This window comes from Erwinia sp. AC075, assembly GCF_979253995.1.
Map to the genome: position 1 here is coordinate 2378976 of NZ_CEEDEU010000001.1, position 15210 is coordinate 2394185.

Genomic DNA, 15210 nt, shown 5'->3' on the forward strand with positions numbered 1-15210 from the left:
GCAAACTTCGCCGCCTTCCCTTCGCCAGATGCCAGAAACGAAAAAGCCCCCAACGCGGACTTTGGGGGCTTCAGGACACTCAGGCTTACAGCGCCATATCGTGCTGGCCAGTGACCACAGATTTATGGTCGGCAGGTTTGGTTACCGCATCTTTATCAACGTTGTTCATGTTGATCACCGGCGGCGTGGTCAGCTGCAGTGCTGCAGCCGTGTCATTCCACACTTTCTGCGTCAGTGCCACGTTGCCATTCAGCTCCTGGCCGTAGCTCGGTACGATGGTGCGGATTTTGCTCTGCCATTCTGGCGAGTTGAACTGCTCAGGGAACAGCTTTTTCATCACGTTGATCGAGATCGGTGCAGCGGTCGATGCGCCTGGTGAAGCACCCAGCAGCGCAGCCAGCGTTTTCTGCTGGTCGGTGACAATTTCGGTGCCCAGCTTCAGTACGCCGCCCTTGTCTGCATCTTTCTTGATGATCTGCACGCGCTGACCGGCCTGGATCAGTTTCCAGTCTTCTTTACGGGCGGAAGGATAGTACTCTTTCAGCGCCGCAAAACGGTCGTCATCGCTCAACATCACCTGACCAATCAGGTATTTCACCAGGTCGAAGTTATCCAGACCGACGTCGGTCATTGGAATCACGTTTTTGGTGGTGGTGGTGCTCAGCAGATCGAGGAATGAACCCTGCTTGAGGAACTTGGTGGAGAAGGTGGCGAACGGCCCAAACAACACCACACGCTTACCGTCAAGGAAACGCGCATCCAGGTGCGGAACGGACATTGGCGGCGCGCCAACGGACGCCTGACCGTAAACCTTCTCACCGTGCAGACGGGTGATGTCCGGGTTTTCAGTCACCAGGAATGAACCGCCCACCGGGAAGCCAGCATAGTTGTCTGCTTCCGGAATACCGGTTTTCTGCAGCAGCTTCAGCGCGCCGCCACCGGCACCGATAAAGACGTATTTCGCATCAACGGCGTGGGTGTTGCCGGTTTTCACATCGGTCACGGTCACGTGCCAGGAGTTATCGGCATTGCGTTTGAAGTCAGTCGCTTCGGTCGAGGTTTCCAGCTTGAAGTTGTCGTTCTTCTTCAGGCTGCCGACCAGCTGACGGGTAATTTCACCGTAGTTGACGTCGGTGCCGACTGGCGTCCAGGTCGCGGCCACTTTCTGCTGTGGATCGCGGCCTTCGATGATCAGCGGCGCCCACTTCTTAATCTGGTTCTGATCGGTAGAGAACTGCATTCCCTGGAACAGCGTGGTTTCCTGCAGCGCCTTGTAGCGTTTGGTCAGGAAGTCGACATTTTTGTCACCCCAGACAAAGCTCATATGCGGCGTGGAGTTGATAAAGGAGTGCGGATTGTTCAGCACGCCGCGCTGCACCTGAGTGGTCCAGAACTGGCGGGAGATCATAAAGGCTTCGTTGATTTCAAGCGCTTTGCTGTAATCAATGGAACCGTCCGGGCGCTCTGGCGTGTAGTTCAGCTCCATGTTGGCGGAGTGACCGGTACCGGCGTTGTTCCAGCCGTTAGAGGACTCGAGCGCAACACCATCCAGTTTTTCAACCATCAGCTGCTTCCAGTCAGGCTGGAGGTCGTGCAGCAAGGTGCCTAAAGAAGCACTCATAATGCCGCCGCCAATCAGCAGGACATCGGTCTTTTCCGTTTCTTCAGCGTGAACGCTGGAGCAGACAAGCAGGGCCAGAAGCGAGACAGCAGGAATAACTTTTTTTGTTTGCGACATATGAGTAACTTAGTTCAACAATTATTAAAAAATTAGGGGAATATTTTAATAATTTTGTTAACAAATCACAGATACCTTTAACTACAAATAAGCTTTCTTTACTTACTTTAATTAAAATTTGTTAAATATCAATGCATTGAACTTATTACGTAAGTTTACAAGATTAATTTGCGTTAATGCGGTAATTATCCTTAATTCGCCTGAGTGAATTATTCATCGATCGCCCTCTCAATATCCGTGAATAGCGTAGGGTTTTAGCCAGATTTGTGGCATTTATCGTCTATTCTTAATACTTCTGGAAAAGAAGGAGTTAAGCATGTCTGATAAAACGCATGAGCATGAAAAAAAGCCAAAAGACAACGAGAAAGGCCAGCATCCTGCCAAAGATAATCCCAATGAACATGGCGAGATCCCACGAACCCGTGATGACAGTGAAGATCACAAGAAAGATCCCTACCAGGATCGGTAAATAACGGCTTTAAAGGCAATAAATTTGTCTCGTCTGTGACAGAGTTGGCAATTAACGTCACAGACGGGGTGAACAGAGAGAGGCTGGTTATAATTACAGGACTTCTGCAAACCCATTGGTGACTTATGCTCTGGCTGGAACAAGGCTTGTATTTGAAGGTGAAGGAAATGGAAAACGGTCCTCGCCCTCTTCCGCTGCAAAGTGGATTCAACAGCGAAACGGCTTACCGGGCGTTGGGTTGCTACAATCCGTCCGAAACCTCCGACGCGTATTACATTCTCTCGAATGACCGGGATGAAATCTGGTTTATCTGTAACCGCCATTTACGCACGGTGTGTTTGTCCGGCGAGTCGGTTGATTTCAGGCGTCCGCTGGTGTCGGAACAGCAATTGCTGGGGAAAATGACCGACGCCGATATCAGGATCCAACACAGCTAATCCCGATACGGCGGTTTTTCTTAACGGCACTGCCCGGTTACGCTGTCGATGCCGTTCGGGCACACATCTGAGGAAGGAATCAGCGAAGCCATCCCTGCACCACACCCGGACAGCACCAGGCAGGCTAATATCACGATCACTGTCTTCATAAACTCCCCTCCAGGCAACATGCCTGCACATAAGATAACCCCAGATCCAGCATATCCCTATGCTCTGCGTCAGCTGGATGGTTTCAAAGTTTGTGCAACGCTGTTTTCTGGCGAAAAAACCGGCTCCTTTTAGGACGAATTGGGTCCAAAAGGAGCAAGCCGGGTCAGTTTAGTGTCAGCGAGGTATCCGGGCCTTTTGCCAGCGTCTCGCCTTCCTTCACGGTGAGAGTGATGTTCTTCCCTTCCCCGCTGACATACCTTGCCTGCACGCCATACTGCGCATCAATGCGGATGTTATTCAGCGTGACGTCTTCAACAGGTGATTCCGGCAGGCCACTGAAAATCATCGCATAGCTGGCCTTCGTCGCCATCAGGTCGGAAATATGTATCCCTTTCATTTTTGGTGTGGAGGCGGTGACCGCAGCCGTTTCAATCGGCTGGGTTAGCGTGTGGCCCTTTGCGCCTGCCTGGCCGCTGTAGCTGTTGGTCACCAGCACCGGCGTCACCACATTGGTCATGGTGAGATGACTGGCGATCAGCGGACCGATATTCTCGCCCCGATCTCTGGCTGATTTAATGCGTACACCATTTTCGGTATTCAGGAAGGTGACGTGATTAATCGTTACTTTTCCAATGCCGTTGGCAGTTTCACTGCCGACAGAAATACCGTGGCCATCACGCATCACCGAATCCTCGATAGTAATGTCCTTCGAGGCGGCAGCCGTGCCGTTAACCAGCCCGGACTTGATGGCAATATTGTCGTCACCGGTATGAATATCCATATTTGACACGGTGATATTGCGCGAGGAAACGATGTCCATGCCGTCGGTATTTGGCGAGCTGACGGGATCGGTAATCCTGACGTTATGCACAGTAATATCGGCGCTGTTGCGGATAACAATATTCCACATCGGCGAATTGGTCAGGTGCAGTTGTTCGATCTTACTGTGGGTGACGTTGTTGAATTCGATAAACCACGGACGCGGTGCGCCGTTGGCTAACGGAATGCCAGGGAAGCGATCGGTAAAGGCTTTAGGATTGCCTCCTCTCACCTCTGCGCGGATTTTCAATGCTTGCGGCCACCAGCTTTTTTCACCGTCGCCATCCAGCATGCCGCCGCCGGTTATCGCCACGTTGTTGACGTTGCTGGCATAAATAAAGGCTTCATTCACTCTGGCGGGATGGCCAATAAAGGCGTTAACAAATTTTCCTTCCTGATTACTGGCTTGCAGCGTGGCGCCTTGATCAATCTGAAGCGTGATATTGCTCTGCAATTGCAGCGGGCCGCTTAACCAGCGTCCTGGCGACAGCTGAACCGTTCCGCCGCCGCGCTGACTGCACTGGTCAATCGCCTGTTGGATGGCAGTGGTATTGAGCGTTTTTCCATCCGCCTTGCCGCCAAAATCTTCCGGCGTACAGTGTTCCGCATAGGTCACCGTCGTCACCCAGTTCGCATCACGGCCGGCTGGTGCTTCACCGACGCGCTTAAGCGCCCCGCTTTGCGGATCGATGGCATAACTGCCGGTAACCGTACTCTTCTCCCCGCTGGCAATCAGCCAGCGACCGTCGGAGGTAATCGCCATACCGCGCGGCTGTTTCTCAACCTGCCAGCTATCAATCAGCGTTAGCTTGCCGTCGGCCTTATTCACCCGATAACCGCTGATGGTGCTGCTGGTCCGCTCGCTAACATACAGAAAACGGCCATCCGGCGTCAGGCGGATATCGGCGGCCCAGATGCGCGGCGTGGGATCGCTGTAGTTTGCCGGGCGCTCTTTGCCATGTTCCAGATGGTGTTTTTCGGCCACCGCATTCGGCGTCTCCGCCACTTTTACCAGCTCGCCACTGGCTTCACGGCGGAACTGGGTGATGATTCCGCCCATCTCGCCGATGTTGTAGAGGTAGCGATTATCCGGCGACAGCACCGAATGGCGCGGGCCATTTTCAGCGGCCGTTTTGACATAGCCGTTGCCAAGGGCCGTCAGCTCGCCGGTAGCGCTTAACTTCAGCTGCAGCACCCGATCGGTGCCGAGATTGCCAACGTAGGCATTTTCCCCACGGGCATCGACAATCACCGAGTGGGCCGCGTGACCGGTCTTGAAGCTGCCAACCGGCGGCGCAATCACCTTGCCGTCACTGGCGAGCCGGTAGACGTGCACCACGTCGCCATCATAGGACGCGCCCAGCAGAAAACGCCCCTGCGGGTCGGTGCTGATATAGGGATAGCTGGCGGCGGCGTTAACCGAACTGGACGGGCTGAGATCGCCGGTTTTGCTGTCGATATGCCAGCTTTCCAGCTGCAGCGGTTTACTGCGGATGGCCGCATAGAGCTGGGTACGATCGGCACTCAGCGCCATCGGCATCACTTTGCCGGCGGTTTTGGTGCGTCCCAGCAGGTTAAGCGCACCGGTTTGCTCATTCAGCGCGTAGCGTGCGATGGTGCCATCATCGGCTTCCGAAACGTAGACAAAGGTTTGCGCCATCACTGGCGCGCTGGCGGCGATCGACGCTAACAGCGCCGCTGCACGTATTATTTTCTGCATGCTTATTCCTTAGCGTACCAGTGACGGTCGTTTGGCGTCATAGCGCCAGTTGTCGATCAAAAACTGCATTCCCAACGCATCGTTGCGATTCTTATCCGGCAGCGCGTTATACAACGCATGCGCCTGCTCAACGCGTTCCATATCCAACTCAATGCCCAGTCCGGGGCCCGGCGGTAATTCCAGGTAGCCATCGCGGATCTGCGGCGGCTGACGCGTCAGCTGCTGACCATCCTGCCAAATCCAGTGGGTATCAAAGGCGGTCTGACGATCGCCCGGTGCCGCTGCGCCAAGGTGTGCCACCATCGCCAGCGAGATATCAAAGTGATTATTGGAGTGGCAGCCGGTGGTCAGTCCCCATTCGTTGCACAGCTGCGCCACCACGTTGGCGTTGCGCATCGTCCAGAAGTGCGGGTCGGCGAGCGGAATGTCGATGGCATTCAGTTGCAGCGCATGATGCAGCTGTCGCCAGTCGTTGGCGATCATATTGGTGGCAACCGGCACCCCGGTGGCGCGACGGAATTCGGCCAGCGTTTCCCGACCGGAATAGCCCTGCTCTGCACCGCACGGATCTTCCAGATAGGGCACCTTACCGGCCAGCTGTTTACCAAAGCGAATCGCTTCCTCCAGCGACCAGCTGGCGTTGGGATCGACGGTCACCCGCGCCTCGGGGAAACGCGACAGCAGCGCTTCAACCGTTTCAACTTCCACTTCGCCCGCCTGCACGCCGCCTTTCAGTTTGAAGTCGCGAAAGCCGTACTGCTCAACCGCCGCTTCGGCCAGCCGCACCACGGCGGCGCTGTCCATCGCCGCTTCATGCCGCAGGCGGAACCAGCCATCCTGCTCATTATCGCCCGAGCGATAATGCATATTGGTCAGCTTGCGGTCGGCGATATAGAACAGATAGCCCAGCACCGGAATACGATCGCGCTGCTTGCCACTGGCCAGCAGATCCGCCACCGGCAGGTTAAACAGCTTGCCTTGCAGATCCAGCAACGCCGCTTCGATAGCGGCGGCGGCGTTATAAAACTTCTCCGGATTCATCTGCGGAATATGAATGTCGTTGGTATGCGAGGTTTGCTGCTGACGCGTGTCGCTGCTGAACAGCTGGCTTAGCGTCGCGTTCAGCCGCAGCAGCGAACTGCCCTCAATCAGCGGGCGAAACTGCGCCAGCAACTGCAGGGTTGAGGCATGACAGGGCGTTTCGCCAACGCCGGTGTGTCCGGCAGAATCGGTGAGGATCACGATAATGCGGGTAAAAACGCAGTTATGGGCACCGCCAATATTCAGCAACATGCTGTCGTAACCGGCAACCGGCACAATGCGCATCGATTTAATGACTGGACTGTCTGACATGGTTTGTCTCCGTATGACCAAATGCCGGGGGAACAGGTTTGCGACGCAGCAGCAGCCACAGGCCGGTCACGACGGAGACGCTGGTCAGCGCGTAGAGCCCGCCGGTGGTGCTGCCGGTATGCATTTCGAGGTAGCCGAACACCGTTGGCGCAAAGAATCCGCCAAGGTTGCCAATGGAGTTGATCAGCGCAATGCCGGGGGCAGCTATCGATGACGGCAATTCGCTTTGCGGCATCGGCCAGAAGAAGGCGGCGCTGACCTTGGAGCCAATACAGGCAACAATCATCGCCACAAAACCAAACCATGGCGTGCCCAGCGTGGCCATAAAGGTGCCGCAGGCGGCGATCAGCATGGCGATACCCAGCCCTTTATCGAGCATATGGCGATAGCGGTCGGTGGCTTTGCCCAGCAGAAACAGCGCCACAATGGCGAACAGCCACGGAACGGCGGTCAGCAGTCCGGTTTCAAAACTGTTGAAGCCCTGAATGCGTTGAATAATTTGCGGTAGCCAGAACACCAGCGTGTAGCCGGTCATGGTCATGGTGAAGAAGATCAGGCAGTACGTTAACAGGCTGCGGTCGGTAATTAATCCCCAGCGGCCCTGGGTTACCGCATGCTCTTCACGAGCGGCATCTTCCAGCGCCAGCTGCTGTGCCAGCGCCTGTTTCTCCGCGCTGCTCAGCCATTTCGCCCCGTCCGGTTTCGACACCAGCACCATGGCCGCCAGCAAACCGATGACTATCGACGCGCCGCCTTCCAGAAACATCACCCATTTCCAGCCTGCGATGCCGCCAAAATCGTGCATCATCAGGATGGCACCGGTCAGCGGACCGGAGAACAGAAAGGCGCTGGCGGTCGCGCTGAGCACCATCGCCGTCGCGCGTCCTCGCCAGGCATTCGGCACCCATTGACGAAAATAGAACAGCACGCCCGGGAAGAAGCCCGCCTCGGCGACGCCGAGCAGGAAGCGCAGCAGATAGAAATGCAGCGGCGTGCTGACGAAGCCGGTCAGCACCACCACCAGACCCCAGGTGATCATGATGCGCGTCAGCCATACCCGTGCGCCGACTTTTTTCAGCATCATATTGCTTGGCACTTCAAACAGCGCATAGCCGATAAAGAACAGCCCAGCGCCCAGGCCAAAGGCGGCGGCGCTGATGCCGGCATCGGTTTGCAATTCGGCCTTAACAAAGCCAATGTTGGCGCGGTCAATCTGGTTAACGATAAGCATCACGGCCAGCATCGGGATGATGCGGCGGAAGAACTTGCCGATGGCGGACGCGATATGCGCATCGTGATCGGCTGATAATTCAGCGTGTTGTTGGGTCATGCGTCACCTGTAGGGTTAAGAGCACCGCTATAGGTATACCCAGCAGAGTTGACCCGCGCCTATGTGACATTGCCCGATAACAGTTAGGCAAATGCCCTGCACTTGTTACAAATCATGCTGTTATGTTAATTATTGTCGGAGACTTTAGTCCCGGTTTGTGCGCTGGCTCACTGGGGGAATACCGGCAACGTCCAGGCTAAAACGGCTAAACAATCGTGAGCGATAAGAGATCGAATACCTTGAACCTGTGTCTGGCTTGTCATCAGAGTTCATTACGGAGGATCTAACAAAAAAACGTGCTTAAACCAAACTCGGAAAGGCCTTACAACATCTTCAGTAATGGTTGATTCCTGGCCCTTAATCTTAGGGGTGTAATGACGGTACCTACTGTCACGGAGTCCTCGCCATGTTTACACTTGCCGTGCTCGACAGTGATGCCTTTTGCTGCAAAGGCATCGCTGATTATTTTGAGGCCAGGGATATCCGCACATTCTGCTGCCCGGACATGACAGAGCTTGAATTTACCCTCGAAATTCACTCAGTTCAGGTGGTGATCGCCGAACTGGCCACCAGCAAGGATACCTTCTTCCGCTGCGTAAAATTCCTGACGCAGCTTAACCTGCGCTGGCCACATATCCGGCTGATTATATTCACCCAAATCGCTGACCCGGTGCTGATAAAGTACGTTCTGCAACATGTTCCGCACTGCAATATGGTGATGAAAAATGACAGCGTCCAGCAGTTGGCTGCATGCATATTTGCCGGTGCCAGCGGGCATCCTTTTAACAGCTCTTCACAAGCGATGGTATGGAAATATAATCAGGACGAGCACAAAACGCTGACGCCATTAGAGTTCAGGCTGCTTGAACTGATGGCCCGCGGAAAAACCAACAAGCTAATAGCGCCGATTGTTTCGCGCAGCAATAAAACCATCAGCAGCCACAAACAAAACATCATGAAGAAGCTGGGCTGCCGCAACGTTGTTGAACTGCACAACAAACTATTCAAACTCGATATGTTGCAGAGAATAAAATAGAGACGGTCGGTTGTGAGCGGCGTTGGGAAGGGGTAAGAGCCTTTACGAAGGCATATCCCCCGGTTAAGGGGTGATATGAATAATTTTTCGGGTGGTGATCATGGCTGAGTCGAACGGGCCGGTATGTCGAACAATCTTGACCATGACGCTTGCGCCCAGCCAAAGCTGATAGAGGCTTTCTGCCACGGTGCGAGGCGGCTCGTCGATGGCAAGCGATCCCTCGGCGACACCCGTTTCTAACGCTTCCGACAGGCGTGAGATGATGCCAGACGTGCCCGCATCCAATGCTAAGCGCATGCTGTCCGACAGGTCGGCAACTTCAGCACCCAGCTTCACCGCCAGGCATTTACCCTGACAATCAGAAAATGACTGCGACGCCTGCCATTGCTGGAAGTAGTTCATCAGTCGCTGCGCCATCGTCAGACCCGGCTGGCCCAGCGTTCTGTCGATATCCGCCAGATAGTCATCAAAATAGTGGCTCAACATATCCACGCCAAACGCTTCCTTCGAACCAAAGTAATGGTAGAAAGAGCCTTTTGGCACACCGGCATCTTTGAGTATTTCATTCAATCCGACGGCAGAGAATCCTTTACCGGCCATAATGCGCTGGCCGGTAGCAAGGATGTGATCGCGGATTTCATGATTATGGAGTGAAGTTGTCGTATTCATCGGCATAATTTATCAGGGGCTAGACCAGTCGTCTATAGACAGGTTAGCGCTGTTAGCGCCTCGCAGGCTTACTCTTTGTTTACCGGGATAAACTCTCCGCCGCTTTTTCAATCACTGCCGCAATTTTTTCCGGCTGTGAGGCATAAATGGCGTGGTTGCCCTTCAGTTCCGTCACGGTGCTGTGAGCACGTTTCGCCATGAAGCGCTCTAATTCGGGATTAATCGCCCTGTCCTGGGTGGCAACAACCGCCCAGCTTGGCTTGGTTTTCCAGGCAGGAACGCCAGCGGCAGCCGTAAATGCGGCGACGGCAGGCATCACCTGGGAACGCGCCAATAAATCCGTCTCTTTAACGGGTAAATCTGCCGCAAAGTCAGCGTGGAAGTTTTCCGGTTTGATATAGAGGAAGTGATCCGCTGTTTCGGTAATTGACTGAGCGGCTGCCGGCATTTGTTTTGCCAGACTCAGCAAGGAATCGCCTTGCTCAGGCTGAAACGCAGCGATATAGACCAGCCCCGCGACAGAAGCCTCATTTCCCGCGTCACTGATGATCATCCCGCCGTAGCTATGGCCCACCAGCAACGATTTTCCCTGCTGTAGTGCCAGAACGCGCCGGGTGGCCGCAACATCATCCGCCAGTGAGGTTTGCGGCTCCTGAACTATCGACACCTTATAGCCCGCTTTATCCAGAATGCGCGCCACCGGGTTCCAGCCCGATCCATCAACAAAAGCCCCGTGAACCAAAACAATGTTTTTTACCGGCTCAGCCACAGACGACTGCGCATAGACAGACAAAGCCAGACTTAATGCCAGCGTGGTCAAAGATTTTTTAAACATGATGATTTTCCTTCAATGGTGACGTTGAGCCAGACGCTCTGAAAGACCGTCTGATAGCCCGATAAGTTGATGGACCGTGCTGGATAATCCTTTGCCGTGGGGCGCTGAACCGGCGCCCCTCCGGCATGATTACCCTTTATGCACCCAATTGCTTAATCAGCTGGGCTGCAGTTGCGGCCGAAGATCCTGGGTTTTGCCCGGTGATCAGCAGGCCATCGCTCACCACATATGAACCCCAGTCTTCCCCTTTGGAATAGATCCCGCCTTTGGCGATCAGCTCGTCTTCAACCAGGAAAGGCACAATCTGGGTCAGCCCTACCCCTTCTTCTTCACTGTTGGTAAATCCGGTGACCTTACGGCCCTCGACCAGTGGTTTTCCCGCTGCCGTTTTAACGTGACGCAGCACGCCTGGCGCATGACATACCAGTGCAACGTGCTTGTTCGCCGCGAGGAATGATTCGATCAGGCTGATGGAGTGTTTATCTTCAGCCAGGTCCCACAGCGGACCGTGTCCACCTGGATAGAAAACGGCGTCGTAATCTGCGGATGACACGCTGTCGAGACGAACCGTTGCAGCCAGTTGGGCCACAGCCGCGGCGTCAGCCTCAAAGCGGTGGGTCTGGTCAGTCTGGAAATCCGGTTCATTACTTTTCGGGTCTAACGGTGGGTTGCCGCCTTTCGGTGAAGCCAGCGTGACTTCGGCGCCGGCATCCTTAAACGCATAGTAAGGCGCGGCCAGCTCTTCCAGCCAGAAGCCGGTTTTACGTCCGGTATCACCCAGTTTGTCGTGTGAGGTTAAGACCATAAGAATTTTCATCGTTACTCTCCTGCAAGTTAGGTTAGTCGACCGAATTAGACCAGTCGTCTTGTAATGGGGTAATTGTCGACCGCATGTCGGTGCGATGGCGTTAAACTAACAACAATTAGACCAGTCGTCTATAGGTTTTTTTCAAAAAGGTTTCGAAGGGGTGTGACTGGCGCTTTTTGGAAGGGGCTGCGAGAGCTCTTGGGAAGGTGCAGTAAGAGCCTCTGGCAAAGAGGAAGCATCCGTTAAAAGCCATATCGCCGTTTTCAGGAAAATCAAAACCCTTTCGAAAGCGGCGTTGTTTATACCGGGCCCTACTCCGAAGAATGCACGTCCTCAGAGAGGATAAATTCAGGCTCACAGGTCACCGGGAAATTTACGGACCTGGCAATAAAGCACACTTTATGGATTTCATGGTGAATAGCCGTTGCAGCATCAATATTTGTACCGGCTACCACAGTAATTTTGGGTCTGAGGATTGCTGATATGAAGCGGCCTGCACCACTCTTTAAAACCTCACCCGTTGCTTGCGGTGAGTCCTCGTATTCCAGCACGGTGATGCCAGCATCCGACGCCAGATGCAAATACCACAGCATATGGCAGGCAGAAAGAGACGATATCAGCAGATCTTCCGGATTCATTTTACCGGGGTCGCCACCCAGTAGCGGATCGTTAGAGCAATGAATGATTTCCTTCCCAGCGGCTGAAATGTCCCATGTGCGGGCATAAGAACGGTAACCCGATGTCCCGGTCCCCAGATTTCCCGTCCAGGACAGGTGTGACGAATAGGTGTGTTGCATAAATTTCACGCTCCGGCGTTGAATGTGGCATAATGGTATACCATTTAGCGACCAGGTAAAGAAGGTTTTATGAGTACGGTTATCCTTTCAACTGCGGACATGCTTGCCCGTGAGCTTAAAATTTTAATTAACACCGGCGCGTTGCGGGATGGCGATCGCCTTGTTGAAAGAGACCTCGCCAGCCAGTTTTCTGTCAGCCGCATCCCGCTGAGAGAAGCGATCCAGAAACTTGAGCGGGAAGGTTTGGTAGACGTTTACCGAAACCGGGGAGCCGTTGTCAGAACCCTTACGGCCAGCGACGTTGACGAAATTTACCCACTTCGGGCATTGCTGGAAGGCGATGCAATCTTCCAGAGCGTGCAAAACATGGATGCCGAAACCCTTACGCGCGCAGAGCTTGTGCACAAGCTTCTGGGTAGCGCGACGGAATCAACGTTGCAGGGACAGTACAACCGGGAATTTCATGAACTGCTTTATCGACGCTGTAAAAATCAACGCCTGTTGAAGATGATTACTGAACTACGCGAGCAGGTAGAGAGATATGAGCATTTACAGCATCGATTACTGTCGGAAACGGCTAAGTTTCAGGATGAACATGCGCATATTTTACAGGCCTGTCTGGAAGACGATCCCGCTGCTGCGCGCGACCGTACCATTGAACATATACTTTCCGCCGGGCAGGTTCTGAAAAGCTATATTGCCAATCGGTAATCGAAAGAGGCTTTTGTGAGTTAAAAAATTATCGCAACAGAGGCTGAGCGATTTTTAACGTCTGGTTTGCTTATTTTATGATAGGTTTAATTTCCCCGACATCTTCCTGGCAGACATTAGCGTGAGCATTTCAGCAATACATGAATGGCGTGAAAATGACTATCTCGTTAGCACGGACAAAGAGAAGCTGGATGTATCGGCCGTGCATCAGTATTTGACGCGGTCAACGTGGGCTAAAGGCATTACTCCCGACATCGTCTCTGCTTCAATTGATAACAGCCTCAACTTTGGTATGTATCACCATCAATCGCAGATTGGTTTTGCGCGTCTGATTACGGACTACGCCACCTTCGCTTATCTGTGCGATGTCTACGTTCTGGACGAATATCAAGGGGATGGGCTGGGAAGATGGCTGATGGAATGCATTCATAACCACCCCGTTTTTGAGCAGCTTCGCAGGATTGTGTTATTCACAACCACGGCGCCATGGCTTTATGAGAAGTTAGGCTATGCACCCGTCAATAAAGAAAATTATGCGTGGACCATCACCCGTCCTGATATTTACCTTGATGGAAAAAAACAGCAGTCATAAAGCCGCTGCGATGCGCCAGCACTTAATTCGGATGATAATGTGAAGGTGCCTGCCCGGTAACGCGGCGGAACATCGTTGCGAAGGATGAGCCATTGTCATAACCCAGTAATAACGCCACTTCCTTGACCGACTTTCCGGTTATCAATAGTGCCAACGCGCTGACCACACAGGCTCGCTGACGCCATGCAGAAAATGACATGCCGAGCTGCTGCAGAAAATGGCGGCGAAAGGTGCTGGCGCTCATAAACAGCGCGCTGGCCCAGCGCTCGGCCGGATCGTGGATGGCTGGCGCGAGTAAAAAAGCCTGACAAAGCGCCAATAGTGCAGGCTGCTGCGGCAGGGGAATATCAAACTCGCGTACCGGCATTCCCGCCAGTTCCAGCAACATCAACCTAATCACCGCCCTGTCGCGTTCGCTGTCATACAGCGGCGGCAAATCCACCGCTTCCAGCAATAACTGCCGCAACAGTGGCGATACGCCGATCGCTTCGCAGCGGCTGTTTTTATTTAACGCGGCCGCGCAGGCAGGTTCGATATAGATACTGCGCGTGCTGACGCCGACAAACTTGACGGCATGTAGCGTTTCAGGCGGGATCCACACCGCATGCTGCGGCGGCACCACCCATTCCCCGTCAAGAGTGGATACGTGCATCAACCCGGTTGCGCCATACAACAGCTGCGCGCGGCGATGCTGATGGTGCGGCAGGATAAATCCCTGCGCATAGTCATTGCCGAGCGACACCACGTCACGATCCAGATGATCGTAATCGTCAATTTTTCCGTTGCGCACATCTGCCCCCTTCTGACCGATTTGCAAGGGTAATCGAGCGCTGCGCAAATGGGAAGTGACTCGCCAGCACGGTAAGCTGCTGCATTATTTCCCATCAGGACATTCCCTTGAACGATATTGTTATTATCGCACTGGCCGGTTTTACCACCGGCATCACTACCGTGCTGTTTGGCTTTGGCGGTGGCTTTGTGGTGGTGCCGTTTGTCTACCAGTTATTGCTGCGCCAGCCTGATGTTGCGGGTAATGCGTTGCATATCGCCGTGGCCACCTCGACGGCGGTGATGATTTTTAACGCGGGCTGGGTCAGCTATCGCAACTGGCGCGCGGGTAAGCTTTCATCACAAATTCTTTTTCCGCTGTTAGGGTTTATCGCCATCGGGGCGGTAGCCGGTTCATGGCTGGCAGGAACGATCGGCGAGGCGCTGATTCGCGCCTTGTTTATTGCCTATATGGTGGTGGCGATTGCTGATTGCCTGCTGCGCAAAGGATTCATTGGCGGCAGCGCCCCCCGACGTTTAGCGCCTGTAACCGTAACGGTCGGCGGCGTGCTGATTGGGATGATTGCCGCATTATTGGGCCTGGGCGGCAGCGTGATGACGGTGCCGTTGTTGCGCCGTCACGGCCACACGATGCGCGATTGCATCAGTGCCGCCAACCCGCTTTCACTGCCGGTGGCGCTTTGCGGTGCAACGACCTACGCGATAAGCGGCTGGCATCACATGCCGGCAAGCGGATATCTTGGCTTCATCAACCTGAAAATATTAGCTGTTTTGGTTTTAACCGGTTGGGCGGGTAGTGTATTTAGCCGCAGCAACATCCCCGCGGTACCGGATATCTGGCATGCGCGCGTTTATGTGCTGCTACTGTGCGTGGTCCTGCTGGCGATGCTGATCTAAAGTACGCCTGATGCAACATTCAGATCATCGTCCGCAAACTTAAAACAGAAGGGCATTACT

Annotated in this window: 16 protein-coding genes; 6 read left to right on the forward strand and 10 right to left on the reverse strand. The window is 54.0% G+C overall.

What is annotated here, in order from left to right; genetic code table 11:
* Window positions 1–85 precede the first annotated feature (85 nt).
* Entirely contained in the window at window positions 86–1738 is a 1653-nt protein-coding gene (gene mqo, locus AC0IXH_RS11235; protein ID WP_013201214.1) for a malate dehydrogenase (quinone), read from the reverse strand.
* Between the two features lie 316 nt (window positions 1739–2054).
* Between mqo and AC0IXH_RS11240 the strand changes: the two genes are divergently transcribed.
* Complete coding sequence (locus AC0IXH_RS11240; RefSeq protein ID WP_167738400.1) at window positions 2055–2207, forward strand: hypothetical protein; 153 nt, start codon at window positions 2055–2057, stop codon at window positions 2205–2207.
* Between the two features lie 125 nt (window positions 2208–2332).
* Complete coding sequence (locus AC0IXH_RS11245; protein WP_013201213.1) at window positions 2333–2644, forward strand: hypothetical protein; 312 nt, start codon at window positions 2333–2335, stop codon at window positions 2642–2644.
* Between the two features lie 20 nt (window positions 2645–2664).
* Here AC0IXH_RS11245 and AC0IXH_RS11250 read toward each other — a convergent pair whose 3' ends face one another.
* From AC0IXH_RS11250 to AC0IXH_RS11265, 4 genes are all read right to left on the reverse strand, one after another.
* Entirely contained in the window at window positions 2665–2793 is a 129-nt protein-coding gene (locus AC0IXH_RS11250; protein WP_256372207.1) for a hypothetical protein, read from the reverse strand.
* A 164-nt stretch (window positions 2794–2957) separates the two neighbouring features.
* Window positions 2958–5333: a beta-propeller fold lactonase family protein gene (locus tag AC0IXH_RS11255; protein ID WP_471720433.1), complete on the reverse strand. Its 2376-nt coding sequence runs from the start codon at window positions 5331–5333 to the stop codon at window positions 2958–2960.
* 9 nt (window positions 5334–5342) lie between these two features.
* Window positions 5343–6686, reverse strand: coding sequence for an enolase C-terminal domain-like protein (locus tag AC0IXH_RS11260; RefSeq protein WP_471720434.1), 1344 nt, complete (start codon window positions 6684–6686; stop codon window positions 5343–5345).
* On the reverse strand, window positions 6664–8016 hold the full coding sequence (locus tag AC0IXH_RS11265) for an MFS transporter (RefSeq protein ID WP_013201210.1): 1353 nt from the start codon (window positions 8014–8016) through the stop codon (window positions 6664–6666). The genes AC0IXH_RS11260 and AC0IXH_RS11265 overlap by 23 nt, the downstream gene beginning before the upstream one ends.
* 406 nt (window positions 8017–8422) lie before the next feature.
* Between AC0IXH_RS11265 and AC0IXH_RS11270 the strand changes: the two genes are divergently transcribed.
* Window positions 8423–9052 carry a response regulator transcription factor gene (locus AC0IXH_RS11270; protein WP_013201209.1) on the forward strand — a complete coding sequence of 210 codons (630 nt, stop codon included), beginning with the start codon at window positions 8423–8425 and terminating at the stop codon, window positions 9050–9052.
* A 63-nt stretch (window positions 9053–9115) separates the two neighbouring features.
* Here the strand turns inward: AC0IXH_RS11270 and AC0IXH_RS11275 are convergent, their stop codons facing one another.
* The 4 genes from AC0IXH_RS11275 to AC0IXH_RS11290 all read right to left on the reverse strand — a co-directional run bounded on the left by AC0IXH_RS11275 (window position 9116) and on the right by AC0IXH_RS11290 (window position 12161).
* Window positions 9116–9721 carry a TetR/AcrR family transcriptional regulator gene (locus AC0IXH_RS11275; RefSeq protein ID WP_041692234.1) on the reverse strand — a complete coding sequence of 202 codons (606 nt, stop codon included), beginning with the start codon at window positions 9719–9721 and terminating at the stop codon, window positions 9116–9118.
* Between the two features lie 79 nt (window positions 9722–9800).
* Window positions 9801–10556: an alpha/beta fold hydrolase gene (locus tag AC0IXH_RS11280; RefSeq protein WP_346595081.1), complete on the reverse strand. Its 756-nt coding sequence runs from the start codon at window positions 10554–10556 to the stop codon at window positions 9801–9803.
* Between the two features lie 136 nt (window positions 10557–10692).
* Window positions 10693–11373, reverse strand: coding sequence for a type 1 glutamine amidotransferase domain-containing protein (locus AC0IXH_RS11285; protein ID WP_346595082.1), 681 nt, complete (start codon window positions 11371–11373; stop codon window positions 10693–10695).
* 302 nt (window positions 11374–11675) lie between these two features.
* Window positions 11676–12161 carry an OsmC family protein gene (locus tag AC0IXH_RS11290; RefSeq protein WP_013201205.1) on the reverse strand — a complete coding sequence of 162 codons (486 nt, stop codon included), beginning with the start codon at window positions 12159–12161 and terminating at the stop codon, window positions 11676–11678.
* Between the two features lie 99 nt (window positions 12162–12260).
* On the opposite strand from AC0IXH_RS11290, the gene AC0IXH_RS11295 reads away from it, so the two are divergent.
* Entirely contained in the window at window positions 12261–12872 is a 612-nt protein-coding gene (locus AC0IXH_RS11295) for a GntR family transcriptional regulator (RefSeq protein WP_471720435.1), read from the forward strand.
* Window positions 12873–12993: 121 nt separating this feature from the next.
* On the forward strand, window positions 12994–13464 hold the full coding sequence (locus AC0IXH_RS11300) for a GNAT family N-acetyltransferase (protein WP_134823656.1): 471 nt from the start codon (window positions 12994–12996) through the stop codon (window positions 13462–13464).
* Window positions 13465–13486: 22 nt separating this feature from the next.
* Here the strand turns inward: AC0IXH_RS11300 and AC0IXH_RS11305 are convergent, their stop codons facing one another.
* Window positions 13487–14254: an AraC family transcriptional regulator gene (locus tag AC0IXH_RS11305; RefSeq protein WP_471720436.1), complete on the reverse strand. Its 768-nt coding sequence runs from the start codon at window positions 14252–14254 to the stop codon at window positions 13487–13489.
* 107 nt (window positions 14255–14361) lie between these two features.
* On the opposite strand from AC0IXH_RS11305, the gene AC0IXH_RS11310 reads away from it, so the two are divergent.
* On the forward strand, window positions 14362–15150 hold the full coding sequence (locus AC0IXH_RS11310) for a sulfite exporter TauE/SafE family protein (protein WP_134823654.1): 789 nt from the start codon (window positions 14362–14364) through the stop codon (window positions 15148–15150).
* Window positions 15151–15210 lie beyond the last annotated feature (60 nt).

Bases quoted from the DNA above. Each gene is read 5' to 3' on its own strand.
- mqo (WP_013201214.1), bottom strand. From the start codon at position 1,738: ATGTCGCAAACAAAAAAAGTTATTCCTGCTGTCTCGCTTCTGGCCCTG.
- AC0IXH_RS11240 (WP_167738400.1), top strand. From the start codon at position 2,055: ATGTCTGATAAAACGCATGAGCATGAAAAAAAGCCAAAAGACAACGAG.
- AC0IXH_RS11245 (WP_013201213.1), top strand. From the start codon at position 2,333: ATGCTCTGGCTGGAACAAGGCTTGTATTTGAAGGTGAAGGAAATGGAA.
- AC0IXH_RS11250 (WP_256372207.1), bottom strand. From the start codon at position 2,793: ATGAAGACAGTGATCGTGATATTAGCCTGCCTGGTGCTGTCCGGGTGT.
- AC0IXH_RS11255 (WP_471720433.1), bottom strand. From the start codon at position 5,333: ATGCAGAAAATAATACGTGCAGCGGCGCTGTTAGCGTCGATCGCCGCC.
- AC0IXH_RS11260 (WP_471720434.1), bottom strand. From the start codon at position 6,686: ATGTCAGACAGTCCAGTCATTAAATCGATGCGCATTGTGCCGGTTGCC.
- AC0IXH_RS11265 (WP_013201210.1), bottom strand. From the start codon at position 8,016: ATGACCCAACAACACGCTGAATTATCAGCCGATCACGATGCGCATATC.
- AC0IXH_RS11270 (WP_013201209.1), top strand. From the start codon at position 8,423: ATGTTTACACTTGCCGTGCTCGACAGTGATGCCTTTTGCTGCAAAGGC.
- AC0IXH_RS11275 (WP_041692234.1), bottom strand. From the start codon at position 9,721: ATGAATACGACAACTTCACTCCATAATCATGAAATCCGCGATCACATC.
- AC0IXH_RS11280 (WP_346595081.1), bottom strand. From the start codon at position 10,556: ATGTTTAAAAAATCTTTGACCACGCTGGCATTAAGTCTGGCTTTGTCT.
- AC0IXH_RS11285 (WP_346595082.1), bottom strand. From the start codon at position 11,373: ATGAAAATTCTTATGGTCTTAACCTCACACGACAAACTGGGTGATACC.
- AC0IXH_RS11290 (WP_013201205.1), bottom strand. From the start codon at position 12,161: ATGCAACACACCTATTCGTCACACCTGTCCTGGACGGGAAATCTGGGG.
- AC0IXH_RS11295 (WP_471720435.1), top strand. From the start codon at position 12,261: ATGCTTGCCCGTGAGCTTAAAATTTTAATTAACACCGGCGCGTTGCGG.